General features: G+C 62.9%; 18 protein-coding genes. 8 read left to right on the top strand and 10 right to left on the bottom strand.

The window, feature by feature from the left end; all coding sequences use genetic code 11:
* Window positions 1-17 precede the first annotated feature (17 nt).
* Genes MOV80_RS11090 through MOV80_RS11080 form a run of 3 tightly spaced genes read left to right on the top strand, consistent with a single transcriptional unit; the run spans window position 18 to window position 2654 of the window.
* The gene (locus tag MOV80_RS11090) at window positions 18-923 is read left to right on the top strand and encodes an NAD(P)/FAD-dependent oxidoreductase (RefSeq protein WP_081574682.1); all 906 of its coding nucleotides are present in this window, start codon (window positions 18-20) and stop codon (window positions 921-923) included.
* Between the two features lie 55 nt (window positions 924-978).
* Window positions 979-1893: an alpha/beta hydrolase gene (locus tag MOV80_RS11085; protein WP_162897103.1), complete on the top strand. Its 915-nt coding sequence runs from the start codon at window positions 979-981 to the stop codon at window positions 1891-1893.
* Window positions 1890-2654 carry a thioesterase domain-containing protein gene (locus tag MOV80_RS11080; protein ID WP_118268169.1) on the top strand — a complete coding sequence of 255 codons (765 nt, stop codon included), beginning with the start codon at window positions 1890-1892 and terminating at the stop codon, window positions 2652-2654. The genes MOV80_RS11085 and MOV80_RS11080 overlap by 4 nt, the downstream gene beginning before the upstream one ends.
* Window positions 2655-2722: 68 nt before the next feature.
* On the opposite strand, the gene MOV80_RS11075 is transcribed toward MOV80_RS11080, so the two are convergent.
* From MOV80_RS11075 to minC, 4 genes are read right to left on the bottom strand one after another with little or no spacing between them, the layout of a single operon-like run.
* Window positions 2723-3661, bottom strand: a complete 939-nt coding sequence (locus tag MOV80_RS11075) for a LysR substrate-binding domain-containing protein (protein ID WP_019104117.1) — start codon at window positions 3659-3661, stop codon at window positions 2723-2725.
* Window positions 3662-3664: 3 nt separating this feature from the next.
* A complete protein-coding gene (minE, locus tag MOV80_RS11070; RefSeq protein WP_019104116.1) occupies window positions 3665-3922 on the bottom strand; it encodes a cell division topological specificity factor MinE in 258 nt (85 codons plus the stop codon).
* Between the two features lie 3 nt (window positions 3923-3925).
* Complete coding sequence (minD, locus tag MOV80_RS11065) at window positions 3926-4738, bottom strand: septum site-determining protein MinD (protein WP_019104115.1); 813 nt, start codon at window positions 4736-4738, stop codon at window positions 3926-3928.
* A gap of 26 nt (window positions 4739-4764) precedes the next feature.
* Window positions 4765-5496, bottom strand: a complete 732-nt coding sequence (gene minC / locus MOV80_RS11060; protein ID WP_233423381.1) for a septum site-determining protein MinC — start codon at window positions 5494-5496, stop codon at window positions 4765-4767.
* Window positions 5497-5863: 367 nt separating this feature from the next.
* On the opposite strand from minC, the gene MOV80_RS11055 reads away from it, so the two are divergent.
* Window positions 5864-6430 (top strand): phasin family protein, encoded by a 567-nt coding sequence (locus tag MOV80_RS11055; protein WP_019104113.1) that lies wholly within the window; start codon window positions 5864-5866, stop codon window positions 6428-6430.
* Window positions 6431-6476: 46 nt separating this feature from the next.
* On the opposite strand, the gene MOV80_RS11050 is transcribed toward MOV80_RS11055, so the two are convergent.
* On the bottom strand, window positions 6477-7205 hold the full coding sequence (locus tag MOV80_RS11050; protein WP_019104112.1) for a hypothetical protein: 729 nt from the start codon (window positions 7203-7205) through the stop codon (window positions 6477-6479).
* Between the two features lie 337 nt (window positions 7206-7542).
* Window positions 7543-8070, bottom strand: a complete 528-nt coding sequence (ppa, locus tag MOV80_RS11045) for an inorganic diphosphatase (RefSeq protein ID WP_019104111.1) — start codon at window positions 8068-8070, stop codon at window positions 7543-7545.
* A gap of 131 nt (window positions 8071-8201) precedes the next feature.
* Here ppa and coq7 point away from each other — a divergent pair, with 131 nt between their 5' ends.
* Complete coding sequence (gene coq7 / locus MOV80_RS11040) at window positions 8202-8822, top strand: 2-polyprenyl-3-methyl-6-methoxy-1,4-benzoquinone monooxygenase (RefSeq protein WP_019104110.1); 621 nt, start codon at window positions 8202-8204, stop codon at window positions 8820-8822.
* A 235-nt stretch (window positions 8823-9057) separates the two neighbouring features.
* On the opposite strand, the gene MOV80_RS11035 is transcribed toward coq7, so the two are convergent.
* The 4 genes from MOV80_RS11035 to MOV80_RS11020 form a co-directional block, all read right to left on the bottom strand.
* Window positions 9058-10092, bottom strand: a complete 1035-nt coding sequence (locus tag MOV80_RS11035; RefSeq protein WP_043594457.1) for a DUF475 domain-containing protein — start codon at window positions 10090-10092, stop codon at window positions 9058-9060.
* 125 nt (window positions 10093-10217) lie between these two features.
* Window positions 10218-11429, bottom strand: coding sequence for a DUF1615 domain-containing protein (locus MOV80_RS11030; protein WP_051002782.1), 1212 nt, complete (start codon window positions 11427-11429; stop codon window positions 10218-10220).
* A gap of 67 nt (window positions 11430-11496) precedes the next feature.
* Window positions 11497-12231 carry a transporter substrate-binding domain-containing protein gene (locus MOV80_RS11025; protein ID WP_081574681.1) on the bottom strand — a complete coding sequence of 245 codons (735 nt, stop codon included), beginning with the start codon at window positions 12229-12231 and terminating at the stop codon, window positions 11497-11499.
* A 133-nt stretch (window positions 12232-12364) separates the two neighbouring features.
* Complete coding sequence (locus MOV80_RS11020; protein ID WP_043594454.1) at window positions 12365-13066, bottom strand: peptidoglycan DD-metalloendopeptidase family protein; 702 nt, start codon at window positions 13064-13066, stop codon at window positions 12365-12367.
* A 114-nt stretch (window positions 13067-13180) separates the two neighbouring features.
* Here MOV80_RS11020 and MOV80_RS11015 point away from each other — a divergent pair, with 114 nt between their 5' ends.
* From MOV80_RS11015 to tdh, 3 genes are all read left to right on the top strand, one after another.
* On the top strand, window positions 13181-13903 hold the full coding sequence (locus MOV80_RS11015; protein ID WP_019104105.1) for a transporter substrate-binding domain-containing protein: 723 nt from the start codon (window positions 13181-13183) through the stop codon (window positions 13901-13903).
* Window positions 13904-14101: 198 nt separating this feature from the next.
* Complete coding sequence (locus MOV80_RS11010) at window positions 14102-15301, top strand: glycine C-acetyltransferase (protein ID WP_249605102.1); 1200 nt, start codon at window positions 14102-14104, stop codon at window positions 15299-15301.
* Window positions 15302-15351: 50 nt separating this feature from the next.
* The gene (tdh, locus tag MOV80_RS11005; RefSeq protein ID WP_019104103.1) at window positions 15352-16377 is read left to right on the top strand and encodes an L-threonine 3-dehydrogenase; all 1026 of its coding nucleotides are present in this window, start codon (window positions 15352-15354) and stop codon (window positions 16375-16377) included.
* The last annotated feature ends 142 nt before the right edge of the window (window positions 16378-16519 follow it).

Genomic DNA, 16519 nt, shown 5'->3' with positions numbered 1-16519 from the left:
TCAAGGACTCTCGACCCATGAATTCCGAAACCTCCCCAATGTTGTTCGACGTCGTCGTGATCGGCGGCAGTCACGCCGGACAATCCGCCGCGCTGCAGATCGCGCGCGCGCGCCGCCGCGTGCTGGTGATCGATGCCGGCGCGCGCCGCAACCGCTTCGCCTCTCAATCTCACGGCGTGATCGGCCAGGACGGACGTTCGCCGGACGCGATCGCCGCGGACGGCAAGGCACAGCTGCTTGCTTACCCTAACGCGCAATGGCGGGAGGACAGCGTGGTCCGGGCGGAGCGGAGCGACGCCGGCTATACGCTCATCTGCGCATCCGGGCAACACTACAGGGCGCGCCAGCTGGTGCTCGCCTTCGGCGTGGTGGACGAGCTGCCGGAGCTGGAGGGCCTGGAGGAACGCTGGGGGGACAGCGTGTTCCACTGCCCTTACTGCCACGGCTACGAACTGGATCGGGGCCGCATCGGCGTGCTCGGCAGCGGGCCCTTGTCCTATTTGTCGGCGATGTTGATGCCGGAGTGGGGGCAGACCGTTTTTCTGACCGACGCTAGCTTCGAGCCGGACGAGGAGCAGCGCGAGGCGCTGGCGCGGCGGGGCGTTGAGATCGTGCGCGACCGGATCGCGCGCATTGTCGACCGCGCCACCGTCGAACTTGCCGATGGGCGCCGGATCGCGTTCGACGGGCTGTTCACGATGAACCGCATTCGCCTGTCCAGCCCCGTCGCGGAACAACTGGGCTGCGCGATAGAGGAGGGGCCGCTGGGGCCGTATGTGCGGACCGACGACGCGATGGAGACTTCCACGCCGGGCGTGTTCGCTTGCGGCGACATCACGCATCGGGGCGGCACCGTGGCGCTGGCCATCGGCAACGGCGCGCTGGCGGGCATCGCCGCGCATCGCAAGTTGGTGTTCGGGTGAGGCGCGCGCGGGGCGTGGCGGCGCGTTTCTCTTTCTTGCTACCGGAAATTGATCAATGAGTTGGCAAAACCTATGTTTTTCGTGGCTGTTGCGCAGAACGGCCAAATCTCTGACCCGCAAACCCGGCCTGACCGCTCAGGAAATGCGCGAGCGCAGCGCGAAATGGGCTCGCGGCGAAGCAAAGCCGCCGCGCGGATGGCGGGTGCGCAAGCTGGACGCGCAGGCGTTGCGAGGCGAGTGGATAGAGCCGGAGGCCGCCGAGCGGCGCGAGGCGACCGGGCGGGTCATTCTGTATCTGCACGGCGGCGGCTATTGCTTCTGCTCCCCGGTCACGCACCGGGGCGTGGCCGCCGCGCTGGCGCGGGAAGCCGACGCGCGGGCGTTTTCGTTGGATTACCGGCTTGCGCCGGAACATCCGTTCCCCGCCGCCGTCGACGACGCGCTGGCGGCGTATCAGGCGCTGCTGGACGAGGGCGTGGCGGCGGACCGGATCGTGATCGCCGGCGATTCGTCGGGGGGCGGGCTGGCGCTCGCCTTGCTGCTGTCGCTGCGCGACGCGGGCGCGCCCTTGCCGGCCGGGGCGGTGCTGTTCTCGCCGTGGACGGATTTGGCGGCGACCGGAGCGTCTCTGGAAGCGAACGATGCGTCTGACGTGATGCTGAGCGCGGTTGCGGTGAGGAATTTCTCGCGTTACTACCTTGGCGACGCCGCGGCCGATCATCCCATCGCCTCGCCGCTCTACGGCGATTACGCTGGTCTGCCCGATCTGTTCATCCAGGCCAGCGACACCGAGGTGCTGCTGGACGACGCCGCGCGCGTGGCCCGCAAGGCGAGCGCGGCCCGCGTCCCGGTGGACTTCAAGGTGTGGCGGCGGCTGCCGCACGCATGGGCCACCTTGGCGCCCATGCTGCCGGAGGCGAGGGCGGCGATTAAAGAGGCCGGCGGTTTCGTTCGCAAGGTGGCGCCATGAACCGCGAATGGACGCCGGCGCCGGGCGGCGCGTGGGTGGACGCCGCGCCGGCGGGCCGGCATGCGGCGCTGCGCCTGTTTTGCTTTCCGTATGCGGGCGGCGGCGCGGCGGTGTTCCGGGGTTGGGAGGAGCGGCTTCCGGCCGAGGTGGATGTCCGGCCCATGCATCCGCCGGGGCGGGGGCGGCGGTTTCACGATGCGCTGCGCTACCGGCTGGATCAGCTGGCCGACGAGGCGACGGACGCGATTGCGCCGTTGCTAGACCGGCCTTACGCCTTGTTCGGGCACAGCATGGGCGCGAGCCTGGCGTTTGAAGTGGCTCAACGGGCGCAGGCGCGAGGCCTGCCGTCGCCGTCGTGTTTGATCGTTTCCGGTCGCGCCGCGCCGCACTTGCCCGCGAGGGATCGGCCGATCCACGCTTTGCCGGACGAGCAGTTTCTGGACGAGGTGATGAGGATGAACGGCACGCCGGCGGAAGTGCTGGAGCACCCGGAGCTGGTTCAGATCATTCTGCCGGTGCTGCATGCCGATTTCGAAGCGATAGAGACCTACCATCCCGAGCCGCGTCCTCCGCTGAGCTGCCGCATCCTTGCTCTTGGCGGCAGCGAAGAGGTCCGGGGCGCGGAGGCGGCGGCTTCATGGCGAGGCTACACCACCGGCGGCTTCCGCGGCGAGATCCTTCCCGGCGATCACTTCTTTCTGAATGGGAAGCCGGACAGTTTGTTCGCGATACTGAACGAGGAGCTTGGCCGATTTTTGTGACCAGTGGCTGGGCGGAAAAAAACCGCTGAGGCACGGGGCGCAGCGGTTGGGGCGGTTTGGGCTCCGGCTCAGGGCGTTGGCGTTGCGCCTTCCAGCATGGAAACGCCTTCCAGCCCGGAGCGGAACACCGCCTGTTGCAGGGTGTCGATCGCCTTCTTGCGGAAGAACTGCTTGCGAGTCACCAACAGCACGCGGCGCTGCGGCGCCGGCGTCTTGAACGGCACCACCGACAGCAGCGACTCATCGGTCGGGCCTATCGAGGTCGACGGCATCACCGTGACGCCCATGCCGCTGGCCACCATGTGGCGGATGGTGTTGAGCGAGCTGCCTTGCAGATTGGCCGCCAGCGTGCCGCCATGGCTTTGCCGGCTGGCGAGGTCGCTGCAGGCTTGCAGCACCTGGTCGCGGAAGCAATTGCCCTGGGTCAGCAGCAAGACGCTCTCGTCTGCCAACTGATTGGCGGCGATGGCGCCAAGCTTTTCCCAGGGATGGCCCTTGGGCGTGGCCACGACGAAGGGCTCGTCGTACAACGGGCTCGCCACGGTGCCGGCTTCGTCGAAGGGATCGGCGACGATGATGGCGTCCACCTCGCCCCGCTTGAGCATTTCCGAGAGCCGGGAGGTGTAGTTCTCCTCCAGGATCAAGGGCATGTCAGGCGCCAGGATGCGCAAGGCCGGGATCAGGCGCGGAAGCAGATAGGGGCTGATGGTGAAAATCACCCCCAGCTTCAGCGGGCCGACCAACTCGTTCTGATGCTCGCCGGCCAGGCGTTTGACGGTTTCGGCTTCTTCCAGCACGCGCTGCGATTGCTCGATGATGCGCTCGCCGATCTCAGTGACGCTGACTTCCTGGCCGCCGCGCTCAAACAGCGTGACGCCCAGTTCGTCCTCCAGCTTCTTGATGGCGATGGACAGCGTCGGCTGGCTGACGAAGCAGCTTTGCGCGGCGCGGCCGAAGTGGCGCTCCCGCGCCACCGCGACGATATAGCGAAGTTCGGTCAGCGTCATGGCTCAGCGCTGGTGCTCCGGCAGCACGATATTGACTTCCAGCACTTCAAAATCGTCCTGACGCTCCACCTGTACTTTGATGTCGTCCAGATTGACCGCGACGTATTTGGAGATCACTTCCATCAGCTCGCGCTGCAGCGCCGGCAGATAGTCGGGCGCGCTGCGGCCGTTGCGTTCGTGGGCCAGGATGATTTGCAGCCGTTCTCTGGCAATGGCCGCGGTTTTCTGGCGCTTGCCAAAGATCATTTCGATCAGGGACATGACTTAACCTCCAAAGAGGCGTTTCAGAATGCCCACCTTGGGGGCATCGAGGAAACGCATCGGGCGCTCTTCGCCCAGGAAACGGGCCACCACGTCGGAATAGGCGTCGGCAACGTCCGAGCCTTTCAGATGGATGGCCGGGGTGCCGGAGTTGGAGGCTTGCAGAACGGTCTGCGACTCCGGAATCACGCCCAGCAGCGGCACGCGCAGAATCTCCTTCACATCGTCCACAGACAGCATTTCGCCCTTGTCGACGCGGCCGGCGGAGTAGCGGGTGATGAGCAGGTGTTCCTTGACCGGCTCGCGGCTTTCTTCCGCGCGCTTGGACTTGGAGGACAGAATGCCCAGGATGCGGTCGGAGTCGCGCACCGAGGAGACTTCCGGATTGGTGACGATCAGCGCTTCGTCGGCGAAGTACAGCGCCATCAGCGCGCCTTTTTCGATGCCGGCCGGAGAGTCGCAGACGATGTATTCGAAGCCGGCTTCGGCCAGGTCCTTCAATACCTTCTCCACGCCGTCCAGTGTCAGCGCGTCTTTGTCGCGGGTTTGCGAGGCGGGGATGATGTAAAGGTTGTCGCAGTTCTTGTCCTTGATCAGCGCCTGGTTCAGGCTGGCTTCGCCGTTGACGACATTGATCAGGTCATAGACCACGCGGCGTTCGCAACCCATGATCAGGTCCAGGTTGCGCAGGCCGACGTCGAAGTCGATGACGACGGTTTTGTGACCGCGCAACGCCAGGCCGGAGGAGAAGCTGGCACTGGTAGTGGTTTTACCGACGCCACCCTTGCCGGACGTCACAACGATGATTTTTGCCACAGTCGATCCCTTTGAATAATGGCTTGTTACTCGCCGAGCGCGGACATGACCAGGCGCTCGTTCTCGAGATAGATTTGAGTCGGCTTGCCCAGAATGCTGTCGGGCAAGGCTTGTTCGATAGTTCGATAGACCCCGGCGATGGACACCAGTTCGGCTTCCATGCTGCGGGCGAAAATGCGGGCGCCGGCGTTGCCGCGGGCGCCGGCGAGAGCGCGGCCGCGCAAGGGCGCGTAGATATGGATGTTGCCGTCGGCGATGACTTCAGCGCCGGCGCTGACCATGGCCAGCACGATCAGGTCGCAGCCCTTGGCGTAAATCTGCTGACCGGCGCGCACGGGACGGTCCACGATCATGGCGCCGGTCGCCTGGGCGGGTTCCGGCGCGGCGGGTTTGTCGGCAGGCTCCGGCGCGTTCTGCGCCGAGCGCGGCGGCGTGGCGCTGCTGGTGTAGGCTAGGCCGAACTGGCTGGCGACGCCGGCCAGCGCGGTGCTGGGGTGGCGCAGGGCCACCGCGCGGATGCCGCGGCGGCTCAGCATGGGCAGCAGGCGGCCGTAATCCAGTTCGGCCGGGGCGGGCAAGGCTTCCACGTCGAGGACGAAGGCTTCTACCGGCGCGTCGTGGCCGGTGCCGAAGCGCGCATCCAGCGCCTGGCTCAGCTCATCCAGGTCGTCGGTGCGCAGCAAGAGCGCCAGCAGATCCAGGCTGGCGGATTTTATGTCGAATGCGTTGGCCGCAGGGCTCATTGTACTTGGCTTCATGTAGATAGATTTATTCTATGGGGCGAGTGTACTGGGTTGCTGACGGGCTTTCAATGGCGTTGCTCGGCTTGGGGCCAAAAGGTGGAAATCGGCTAGCGTAACGGGCTTGGGCGCGGGCAAGTGTTGCAATTGCGGGAAACATCGCTAGAAGCGGGAGGGAAGGGCCTTGCTGTCATGTCCCTGGAATGTTTGTGTTGTAAAAATCCATGAAAAATAGTGGTTTAGCGGCTTGTGCGTTGCAACATTTTCTTGACTCGAGAAAGGCGAGTCGCCACAATGGCAATTGTTGCGATGCAACATCAAGAGCGCAGGTTAAGTTCGCTGTCGTTGCTGAGCTGTCAATTTTGGATATTTTTTAGGAGTCGTCATGTTTACCACTACCCAAGAATTCTCCGCTCTCGGCCAGTCGCAGTTCGACAAGGCCGTGCGTTTCTCCTCCATCGTGCTGGCCGGCGCTGAGCGTTTGGCCGCGCTGCAACTGGATCTGTCGCGCAAGCTGCTGGCAGACAACGCCCAGGCAATCAAGGCGCTGAGCGAAGCCAAGGATCCCAAGGCTTTCGCCGAAGTGCAGAGCAGCCTGGCCCAGCCGTCCATCGACCAGGCTTTCTCCGTGGCGCGCAATGTGTACGACGCCGCGCTGGCCACTCAGAATGAACTGGCTGCTTTTGTCGAAGAGCAGATCGCCGAAGGCAACCAAACCCTGCTGAGCAATCTGGATCGTTTGTCCAAGAACGCGCCGGCGGGCTCCGATGCCGCGGTGACGGCTCTGAAAAGCCTGGTGAACACTTCCAACGCCGCTTTCGAAAGCGTGTCCAAGACCGCCAAGAAAGTCAGCGCGGAAATCGCCGAAGCCAGCGTTGAAGCCGCCACCAACTCCGCCAAGGCCGCCAGCGCCGCTGTCGCCCGCGGCAAGAAGGCGACCAGCGCCGCCTGATTCCGGTCCTTGTCGTTAAAAAAAGCCCGCATTCGTGCGGGCTTTTTTAGTTTTCGGAAGCCAGAGGCGACTGGGTCGCAAAATCGCTCCACAGCCGCTCCCAGGCGTGCCGGCAGCCGTTTGCCTGGAGAATCAGCGAGGCAAGGCTGGCGGCGTAGTGGTTTTGCTGCCGGGGAGGCTCAGCGAAGTCCTGACGCGCCGTCGCGCTGTCCGCGGTCAGGTTTTGTTCCGTCAGATAGCGCTGTGACAGGCGAACCAGCTGTTCCCATAGCTGCCACTGTTCTCGCAGCGAGGCTTCCCAGTCCGGCACGGTTTGAGTCACCGGGCTGGGCGGTGCATGTCGTCTCAGCATGAACAGCAGGGCCTCCCAGACTTGACGGGTATAGCGCGCGCTGCCCGCCGGGCCGCAACGCAGCCAGGCGGCCGGCAGCGGAGCCAGCGCGTCCAGCAAGGTCAGGGCGGCGGGCGGCGGAGCGGGTTCGGCCCCCAGCAAAAGCATGAAGCCGAAGTCCGCGCCCAGGGGCTGCCAGGCGCCATCCAGCTCTAGCAAGGAGATGCCTTGTTCGAGACAGAGCCGCAGCCGGGATGGCAAGGGAGCTTGATGCAGGGGGTCGATATTGATCCAGCAGCCGGAGGACAGGTAAAACCCTTGCCAGTCGGAAGGCAGCCAAGACGGCAGTCCGCTTGCGTCCGCGGTCGCGGACACTCCTCGGCTGGCCAGGCGTTGCTGGAGCCAGTGGAGTTGCGGTGCTGAGCCTTGGGCGATATAGGTCACTATGGTTCCGATTGGGCTGCCCGACGCGATGACGGCGGGCGGCGGGGTATTGGGCGAGCGACTGCGGCATCGCCGTCCTGAGCGCGCCCCGGCGCTCCTCATTGAACGATACCTGCAATGCGGCGATGGGTAAAAGAATTATTTATGGTATTTAGTAACAATCACTTGCTTTACTAACCGGATGCGAAAAAGGCGTCCAAGCTTGAGCGATTGTAGCAAATAATAATGGCATATTGCGTTGCAATATCAGCGTAGGCGAATGTGCGCGGATGGGGAGGGCGGGCATGAAAAAACCGGCGACCCGCGCCGGTTGTCTTTCAGGGCAAGCGCCGCGCGCTTATTTTTCGAAGCGGGCGATGCCGTCGACCAGTTCGGCCTTGGCGTCGTCCAGCGTGCCCCAGCCTTGCACCTTGACCCACTTGCCTTTTTCCAGGTCTTTGTAGTGCTCGAAGAAGTGAACCATCTGGTTGCGCAGCAGTTCCGGCAGGTCTTCCAGCTTTTGGATGGACTTGTACATCGGGCACAGTTTTTCCACTGGCACGGCCACCAGCTTGGCGTCAACGCCGGATTCGTCTTCCATCTTGATCAGGCCCAGCGCGCGACAGCGCACCACCACGCCCGGCGGCAGCGGGAACGGCGTTACCACCAGCACGTCAACCGGGTCGCCGTCGCCGGCCAGGGTTTGCGGCACGAAACCGTAGTTGGCCGGATACATCATGGACGTGCCCATGAAGCGGTCAACCACCAGCGCGTTCCAGTCTTTGTCGAATTCGTACTTGATCGGGGCGGCGTTGGCGGAGATTTCGATGACGACGTTGAAGTCGCCCGGCATGTCTTTGCCCGGGCCGATGCTAGCGAGATCCATCAGGGAATCCTTGTTGAACGTGTTGAACACAATGTTTCGATAAACCGCGCAATTATAGCAGTAGCTGCCGTGCTGCGTATCAGGCGGGTATAATCGCCGGCGATTGTGTTAGCGCGAGAAAGAGTGGATTGATGCTGGACAAATGGATCGTCGAGTTCGACAAGGGGTTGCGCACCCTGTTCGCTTCCGCGCAAAGCCTGAGGCCGCATCCGGACGCGGCGCTGGACGAGGCGGAGCTGGCGGCGGAGGAAAAGAAACACGCGCTGGGGCTGATGCGGGTGAACCACTGCGGCGAGGTGTGCGCCCAGGCTTTGTACCAGGGGCAGGCGCTGACGGCGCGCACGCCTCAGGCGCGCGAGGCCTTGCGCCAGGCGGCGCAAGAAGAGGTGGAGCATCTGGCCTGGACCGAGAGGCGCATCCGCGAATTGGGCGGCCGGCCCAGCGTGTTCAATCCGCTGTGGTATACCGGCTCGCTGGCGATAGGCGTGGCCGCCGGGGTGCTGGGCGACAAATGGAACCTGGGTTTTCTGGAGGAAACCGAGCAGCAAGTGGGCGCGCATCTGGACAGCCATCTGAGCCGTTTGCCGGCGGCGGACGTCAAGAGCCGCGCGATTGTCGAGCAGATGCGCGACGACGAGTTGAAGCATGCGGACATGGCCCATGACCTGGGCGCCGCGCAATTGCCGGCCCCGGTGAAGGGCGTGATGAAGTTGTCCGCCAAGGTGATGACGGGCGCCAGCTACCGGCTTTGACTGAGCGGTCTTTAAAAAAAGAACAGGCCTGGACTCCAGGCCTGTTCGCATTTCGGCTCGGGCCTCTTGGAACCTGATTACGATCTAGCAAGCAAGAGCGAGGCAAGGCGAAAACGGCTGAGAAAGCCGAATGTACAAGTGGTACATGAGCATTTCGAGGGCGGTTTTCAACGCCGTATCGCCGAAGCGCGGCAGATCGTAAACAAGTTCAAAACGAAACGGCTCCTAAACAGATTTAGTCGCGATGGCGTTTGCGCCCCGGCAAGCTGGTGACAATGCCCAAGCCGATGATGGCGACGCTGATCAGGCCTGTGAGCACTTCGCCGAGTTCGATGTGGAGCGCTGCGGCGAACATGATGGCCACCAGGGCGCCGATGGCCCAGAACGCTGATGTTTCCAGGTATTTGAATTGGCCGATGATGTTGCGCTCCACCAGCAGGATGGTCATCGAGCGGACGAACATTGCGCCGATGCCGAGCCCGGCGGCGATCAGCCAGAAATTATTGGTGATGGCGAAGGCGGCGATCACGCCATCCATGGAGAAGCTGGCGTCCAGCGTTTCCAGATAGACGAAGCCGATCAGGCCGTTCTTGGCGGCGGCGGTTTGGATGTCCATGCCGCCAAACAGCTGCTTGAACACATGCAAGGCCATGAACACCACGTAGCCCCAGAAGCAACTGCTGAGAAACTCCATCTTCTGGCCGGCGGGAATGGCGGCGGCAACCAGCGCGATCAGCAGGATGGCGATCAGCGACTGGGCGTTTTCAACCGAGCCCAATCGGGCCAGCAGCGGCTCAATGGCCGGCAGCCAGTGTTCGTCCTTTTCCTTTTTGACGAAGTACTCCACCACCACCATCAGCAGGAAGGTGGCGCCGAAGCCCATGATCATCAGGTGCGAGTCATGCATGATCCGCTGGTAGCGCAGCGGTTCGCGGGTGGCGATGGCGAAAGCCTCGAGCAAGGGCGTGTCGCCGGCGACGGCGACGATGAGCAGCGGGAATAGTATGCGCATGCCGAACACCGCGACGGCGACGCCCACCGTCATGAAGAGCTTGCGCCACAGCGAGCTCATCGCCTGCAGCACGCTGGCGTTGACGACCGCGTTGTCGAAGGACACGCTGGTTTCCAGAATCGCCAGCACCAGGGCGGTGACCAGAAAAGAGCCGGCCATGGCGGGGCCGCCCAGTTGGAAGCCGTACCAGCCGGCGGCGGCCAGCACGACGACGCTGAACAGCAGCGAACCGGTAAAGTAGGAGAGCGTGGTGCGCATGAATGGATTCGCCTTGTTGTGTCGGGCGGATTCAAGCCGCCCACCGCTTCGCGCCGCAAGCGGCGCGGGCGGGTGATGACGTGGGATTATAATCGCGGCGCTTCGGAGAAGCGCGGGGCTTTAGATCAACGCGCGCGGGCCAGACAGCTTTGGTAGCGGCCGTCGACGCGCTTGGCGAACCATTCTGTGGTCAGCTTGCGGGTGATCTTGGGGCTTTTCAGGTCGATCTGCGGCAGCTGTTCGCGTGGCGCGGGCTTGCCGAAGCGCTGGTCAGCCAGCGCGTAGGTTTTGCGGTAGAGCTCGCTTTGGCCGAAGGCCGCGCTTTTCTCCAGCTTCAGGTCGCGCAGAATCTCGCCCTGGCCCATGCCCAGCTTGCCGCCCTGGCTGATCACCGCGCTCTGGGTTGTGCTGGGGTAGACCTTGCCGTCCTTGTAGCTGAGCAGGTCGCCGTCCAGCGTCAGGTCCTTGCCGCTGAGTTTCTCCATCACGGCTTGGAAGGCCGCGTTGCGGCTGCTGTAGCGGCCGGCGTTGAAGTCGGCGAAGCGGTATAGCATCTGGCTGTAAGGTGCCGGGTATTGCAGCAGGATGGCCGCGCCGAAGTAGACGCCGCCGCGGCGGGTGAACACTTCCTGGCGGATGCTACCACTGCGCGGGTAGGGGTAGGGCCAGACTTTGACGTGCCCTTCGGCGAATTCGACGCTGACTTGCATCGGCCCGCCGGTGCGGATCGGGTTCTTCATGCTCATCGGCAGGCCCAGCTTGCTGGCCTCGCGGGCCATGTCTTCGAACAGATCGTTCATTTCCCGTTCGGTGCGCAGGCTGTCGATGCGCGCCTTGTAGCTTTTGCCGTTGGGCGAAGTCTTCATCAACGCGGCCTTGACCACCGGCAGCGGGATCAGATAGCCGTGGGCCCGTTCGGCGATCTTGTCCCAGACGATGGCGGGCAGATTGGGCACGGTGGGGTCCGCCTGCCAGCTGGATTCCTGCTCGATCACCGCCGCCAGCGCGCAGAAATTCTCCGCGGTGTAGGGGATCTTAAGGTGAGTGAAGGCCGAGAGAATGTCATTGCTCCAGCCCTGGCGGTCGCGAATCTTGGCGGGCAGCAGGCGATTGAGCAGCAGGCGTCCGGCCTGCGGGTCGTTGTAGGCCGGCCTGAGCGGCGGCGCGCTTACCGGAGGAGGCGAGGGCGGCGCTTCGACCGCCGGCGCGGGGGCCTCCGGCTCGCTTGGAATCGGGGCGACGACGACGGGCGCGGCGACGGGGGCTGGCGGGCTGACGTTGGCGCAGGCGCTCAGCAGCGCGGGCAATAGGGCAAACAGCAAACGGGATGGTTTCACGGTGCGCGGGACGGTGCGGAATCAAACCGTGAAGGTTAGGCTATCTTGCTGTCATCGGCAATCGCGCTCAGAGGTTCTGGTAACGATTCACGATTTGCTTGTAGACGCCGCTTTTTTGAATCGCGCGCAGGCCCTGGTTGAATTCGTCCCTCAAAGGGGCGCTGCGGAAAGCCATCCGGTAAACGGTGGGCGGGAACAGCCGGTGGATATCCACCGGCGCGGTTTTTTCCTTGAACTGGGTGACGAGTTTGTGGTTCATCCAGGCGAAGATGTTGCGGTCGGCCACCACCACGTCCACCGAGCCGCGGAACAACAACCGGTTTTGATCCACCTGGTTGGCGGTTTCGGCGTAATTGGGATTGGTTTTGGCCATGTCCTTGAAGGCTTCGCCCAGGTATTGCCGGGCCAGTGAGAAGGCCAGCACTCGGTAAGCGCCCAGTTCCTTGGCCTGGTGCAATTGAATGCGGCGGCTGCTGAGGGTGATGGCCACGTCCTCGTAACTGATGTAGACGTCGGAATACTCTGCTTGCAATCCGGCTTGTTCGCCGACGGTGGCCACCGCGTCGATATCCTTGTTCTTCAACGCCATCGGCAGGCGGGGCTGGGAAAAGAAGACCGGCTCAATCCGGTAGCCGCGTTCTTGCAGTGCCGCGCGCACGATCTCCAGCTCCAGCCCGTTTTGGCCGCCCTCCATCACATAAGGCTCCAGAGATTCGCCAAACGCCACCTTGACGAGCTTGTGTGCGTGAGCGTCGGCGCCGAGGGCCAGCAGCAAGCTGCCTAGTAACAGTAATCTCCCCATTGGCTTGCCTTTTCGACTTCCTCGCTTCTGGCCCGCGCAGTGGAAACCATGCTGTCCGGGCGATAGAGTTGCGCATGATGCATGAAAAGCATTTTGCGCGTTCGTCGCTGGCGCTGACAAGCGGCCGTGCGGCTTAGTCCGTCAGATAAGGCATGGGGTCGACCGCAGAGGAGCGGACGCGCAGTTCAAAGTGGAGCTTGACCCGAGTGGTGCCGGAACTGCCCATGGTGGCGATGGCGTCGCCGGCTTTGACCGCCTGCCCTTCTTTCACCAGCAATGACTGATTGTGAGCATAGACGGTGAGGTGGGCATTGTCATGCTGGATGATCAACAGATTGCCGTAGCTGCGGATGCCCTTGCCGGCGTAGGTGACCTTGCCGTTGGCCGCCGCGCGGACGGGGGAGCCAGCTTCGCCGGCGATGTCTATGCCCTTGCTGCCCTGGCCGTTGAATTTGGCGATGATGGGACCTTTGGCCGGCCAGACCAGCTTGATGTTGGCCACCGGACGAGCCGCGGGCTTGCTGGGTTCCGAAGCGGAAGGCTTGGCCGCGGGCCGGCTGGGCTGTGGGCGCTTGGCGGGGGCTTGAGCGGCGCCGGCGGGCGGGGAGACGCGCAGCAACTGGCCGGCATTGATGCTGCCGGGGTCTTTCAGTCCGTTCCAGCGCACCAAGTTCGCCACGCTGACCCGGTGGTTCTGGGCAATGCGGAACAAGGTGTCTCCCGGCTTGACGCGGTAAAAGCCGGCGGACTCCACCGCTGCGGGTTGCGAGGTGCTGGCGCAGGCGGCAAGCAGCAGGGACAGGGAAACGGGGATAAGACGAACGGACAAGGACATGGCGCAGATTCTAGCATCGCAGCCGGCGACTGCGCGGTTTCTGTGCGCAAACGCCGGCGGCTGGACTAAAAATCATGTTAAGGACTGTGATGGGCACTGGGCGGAGGCAACGGGATGAAACTGGGATGGGTGATGATCAGCTTATGGAGCGTGGCGGCGTTGGCGGCGGAACCGTCGACGCTTTCCATCTACAGCGTGGAGTATCCACCGCTGGTGTTGAAGGGGGAGGGTGGAAAATTGAGCGGCATCGCCGCGGAGGCGGTGACCCAGGCGCTGCAATTGGCCGGCTTGAGCGTGCGCATGCCGGAGATTCCCTGGAAGCGCGCTCAAGTTCAGGTGCAGCAAGACGCGGACAGCTGCTTAATGCCTTTTACGCGCTCCCCGGAGAGAGAGAAGATGTACCGTTGGGTGGGTTTGGTGATGGAAAGCAATCAATCTTTGTTCATCAACAGCCATCATCCGGTGGTCTTGAATTCGCTGGACGACGCCAAGGGCAAGCGTGTCGTGGTGTTGCTGGGCTCGTCGATGGCGGATTATTTGAAAAAGAACAATATAGCCTATTCCGTCAGGCCCACGCCTGAGGAGGCCGAGCGTGAGTTGGCCGCGGGCGTGGCGGACGTCTGGGCGGTGCATGACGTGGTGGCCAACTACACCATCAAACAAGTGGGCACGCCGGCCGACCATATCCGGGAGGCCTTGCAGGTGCAAACCACCAGCATCTATATGGCCTGCAGCCTGAAAATGTCGGATGCCACCGCGTTGAAGTTGAGCAGGGCGTTTCAACAACTGCGCGAAAGCGGGAAGTTGGAGAAAATCGTCGCCAAGTACATGAAGTGACGATTGTCGGCACGTGGTATTTTATGGTGACAGTGTCTACTCGTATTAATTTTTCAAGGGTACAGTATCTTGGAAAAACAAGTTGAACTGTCTCTGATGGCTGCGAAATGGCTGGGCTAGAATGGTGCCAGTTTTTGAGTCGCCGCGGATCCGGCGGCGCAATGGTGATTCTTTTGTCATCCCTGGACAAGGACAGTCATGAACCGAACCTACTTAGCCCATCTTGAAGCCACGCTGGCGCAGATTCGCACCGACGGTTTTGAAAAGCTCGAGCGCGTGATCGCCACGCCGCAGCGCGCCGACATCGCCTTGAGCAACGGCAGCAATGTGCTGAATTTTTGCGCCAACAATTACCTTGGCCTGGCCGACGACCCGCGTTTGATCGAGGCGGCGAAAAAGGGCATGGACGACTTCGGCTACGGCTGCGCCTCGGTCCGCTTCATCTGCGGCACCCAGCAAGTGCATAAGGACCTGGAGCAGGCGATTTCGGGCTTTTTGGGCACCGACGATACCATCCTGTATTCCAGCTGCTTCGACGCCAACGGCGGCGTGTTCGAAACCTTGCTGGGCGAAGAAGACGCGGTGATTTCCGACGAGCTCAACCACGCCTCCATCATCGACGGCGTGCGCCTGTCCAAGGCCAAGCGCTTCCGCTACAAGAACAATGATATGGCAGATCTGGAAGCGCAGTTGATCGCCGCGGAACAGGCCGGTGCGCGCTTCAAGCTGATCGTCACCGATGGCGTATTCTCGATGGACGGCATCATTGCCGACCTGAAAACCTTGTGCGAAGTGGCTGAGCGTCATGGCGCGCTGGTGATGGTGGACGACTCCCACGCCGTCGGCTTCATCGGCGACAGCGGCGCTGGCACGCCGGAATTGTGCGGAGTCGCCGATCGCGTCGACATCTACACCGGCACCCTGGGCAAGGCCCTGGGCGGCGCGTCCGGCGGCTATGTGTCCGGCCGCAAAGCCATCATCGATCTGCTGCGTCAACGCTCGCGTCCGTACCTGTTCTCCAACACTCTGGCTCCGGCCATCGCCGCCGCCAGCCTGGAAGTGCTGAACATCCTTAAGGGCGGCGAGGGTGCCGAGCTGCGCGCCAAAGTGCGACGCAACGCCGAGCTGTTCCGCCAGGAAATGAGCGCGGCCGGCTTCACCCTCGTGCCGGGCCAGCACCCCATCGTTCCGGTAATGCTGGGCGATGCGCGGCTGGCGGGCGAGATGGCGGCCAAGCTGCTGGAGGAGGGCGTGTACGTCATCGGCTTCTCCTTCCCGGTGGTGCCCAAGGGCAAGGCGCGCATCCGCACCCAGATGTCGGCGCGCCACAGCGAAGAACAGGTTCGCCTGGCGGTGGCGGCTTTCATCAAAGTCGGCCGCGAACTCGGCGTGATCTGAAGCGTAACGCCGCGCGCCAGTGGCGGGCGGCGCGGCGGATAGGAATAGAAATGAAAGCATTATCCAAACTGAAGGCCGAGCGCGGCCTGTGGATGACCGATGTGGCCAAGCCGGAAATCGGCCATAACGATTTGTTGATCCGGATTCGCAAGACCGCGATCTGCGGCACCGACATCCATATCTGGAACTGGGATGACTGGGCGCAGAAAACCATCCCGGTGCCCATGCACGTTGGTCATGAGTATGTCGGCGTGGTTGAGGCGATAGGCTCGGAAGTGCAGGGCTTCAGCGTCGGTCAGCGCGTGTCGGGCGAAGGGCACATCACCTGTGGACACTGCCGCAACTGCCGCGCCGGCCGCCGTCACCTGTGCCGCAACACCTTCGGCGTGGGCGTCAACCGCGAGGGCGCGTTCGCCGAGTACCTGGTTATTCCTGCCTTCAACGCCTTCCCGATTCCGGATGACATCTCCGATGACCTGGCGTCTATTTTCGATCCCTTCGGCAATGCGGTGCACACCGCGCTCAGCTTCAACCTGGTGGGCGAGGATGTGCTGATCACCGGCGCGGGTCCGATAGGCATCATGGCGGTGGCTATCGCGCGCCATGTCGGCGCTCGTCATGTGGTGATCACCGACGTGAACGAATACCGTTTGGAGCTGGCGCGCAAGATGGGCGCCACCCGCGCGGTGAACGTGGCCAAGCAGGACCTCAAGCAGGTGATGGCCGAGCTGCATATGACCGAGGGCTTCGATGTCGGCCTGGAAATGTCCGGCAACCCGCAGGCTTTCCGTCAGATGCTGGAAACCATGAATCATGGCGGTAAAGTGGCGCTGCTGGGTATCCCGCCGGCCGATACCGCCATCGATTGGAACCATGTCATTTTCAAGGGTCTGGAAATCAAAGGCATCTACGGCCGGGAGATGTTCGAGACCTGGTACAAGATGGTGGCGCTGATCCAGTCAGGCTTGGACATCACCCCCATCATCACTCACCACTTCCCAGTGGCGGAATTCCAGCAAGGGTTTGAAGCTATGTTGTCCGGCCAGAGCGGCAAGGTGATTCTGGACTGGGGCTGATGGCTGGGACCGGTTTGATGAAAACCCCCTCTTCGCTGACGAAGAGGGGGTTTTTACATGCCCGGCCGTTGGTTTGAACTTGTTTTGATAATGTTTGAGCGACAGGGGGCGGGGCGGCGAGAATACGCTTCCAGAAAGAAGG

The sequence above is a fragment of the Chromobacterium sp. IRSSSOUMB001 genome (assembly GCF_023507765.1).
Taxonomy (GTDB): Bacteria; Pseudomonadota; Gammaproteobacteria; order Burkholderiales; family Chromobacteriaceae; genus Chromobacterium; species Chromobacterium haemolyticum.
This window is presented reverse-complemented; position numbering and strand designations above follow the sequence as displayed.

Excerpts from the sequence above, each read along its gene's own strand:
- MOV80_RS11090 (WP_081574682.1), top strand. The coding sequence starts at position 18 with ATGAATTCCGAAACCTCCCCAATGTTGTTCGACGTCGTCGTGATCGGC.
- MOV80_RS11085 (WP_162897103.1), top strand. The coding sequence starts at position 979 with ATGAGTTGGCAAAACCTATGTTTTTCGTGGCTGTTGCGCAGAACGGCC.
- MOV80_RS11080 (WP_118268169.1), top strand. The coding sequence starts at position 1,890 with ATGAACCGCGAATGGACGCCGGCGCCGGGCGGCGCGTGGGTGGACGCC.
- MOV80_RS11075 (WP_019104117.1), bottom strand. The coding sequence starts at position 3,661 with ATGACGCTGACCGAACTTCGCTATATCGTCGCGGTGGCGCGGGAGCGC.
- minE (WP_019104116.1), bottom strand. The coding sequence starts at position 3,922 with ATGTCCCTGATCGAAATGATCTTTGGCAAGCGCCAGAAAACCGCGGCC.
- minC (WP_233423381.1), bottom strand. The coding sequence starts at position 5,496 with ATGAAGCCAAGTACAATGAGCCCTGCGGCCAACGCATTCGACATAAAA.
- MOV80_RS11055 (WP_019104113.1), top strand. The coding sequence starts at position 5,864 with ATGTTTACCACTACCCAAGAATTCTCCGCTCTCGGCCAGTCGCAGTTC.
- ppa (WP_019104111.1), bottom strand. The coding sequence starts at position 8,070 with ATGGATCTCGCTAGCATCGGCCCGGGCAAAGACATGCCGGGCGACTTC.
- coq7 (WP_019104110.1), top strand. The coding sequence starts at position 8,202 with ATGCTGGACAAATGGATCGTCGAGTTCGACAAGGGGTTGCGCACCCTG.
- MOV80_RS11035 (WP_043594457.1), bottom strand. The coding sequence starts at position 10,092 with ATGCGCACCACGCTCTCCTACTTTACCGGTTCGCTGCTGTTCAGCGTC.
- MOV80_RS11025 (WP_081574681.1), bottom strand. The coding sequence starts at position 12,231 with ATGGGGAGATTACTGTTACTAGGCAGCTTGCTGCTGGCCCTCGGCGCC.
- MOV80_RS11020 (WP_043594454.1), bottom strand. The coding sequence starts at position 13,066 with ATGTCCTTGTCCGTTCGTCTTATCCCCGTTTCCCTGTCCCTGCTGCTT.
- MOV80_RS11015 (WP_019104105.1), top strand. The coding sequence starts at position 13,181 with ATGAAACTGGGATGGGTGATGATCAGCTTATGGAGCGTGGCGGCGTTG.
- MOV80_RS11010 (WP_249605102.1), top strand. The coding sequence starts at position 14,102 with ATGAACCGAACCTACTTAGCCCATCTTGAAGCCACGCTGGCGCAGATT.
- tdh (WP_019104103.1), top strand. The coding sequence starts at position 15,352 with ATGAAAGCATTATCCAAACTGAAGGCCGAGCGCGGCCTGTGGATGACC.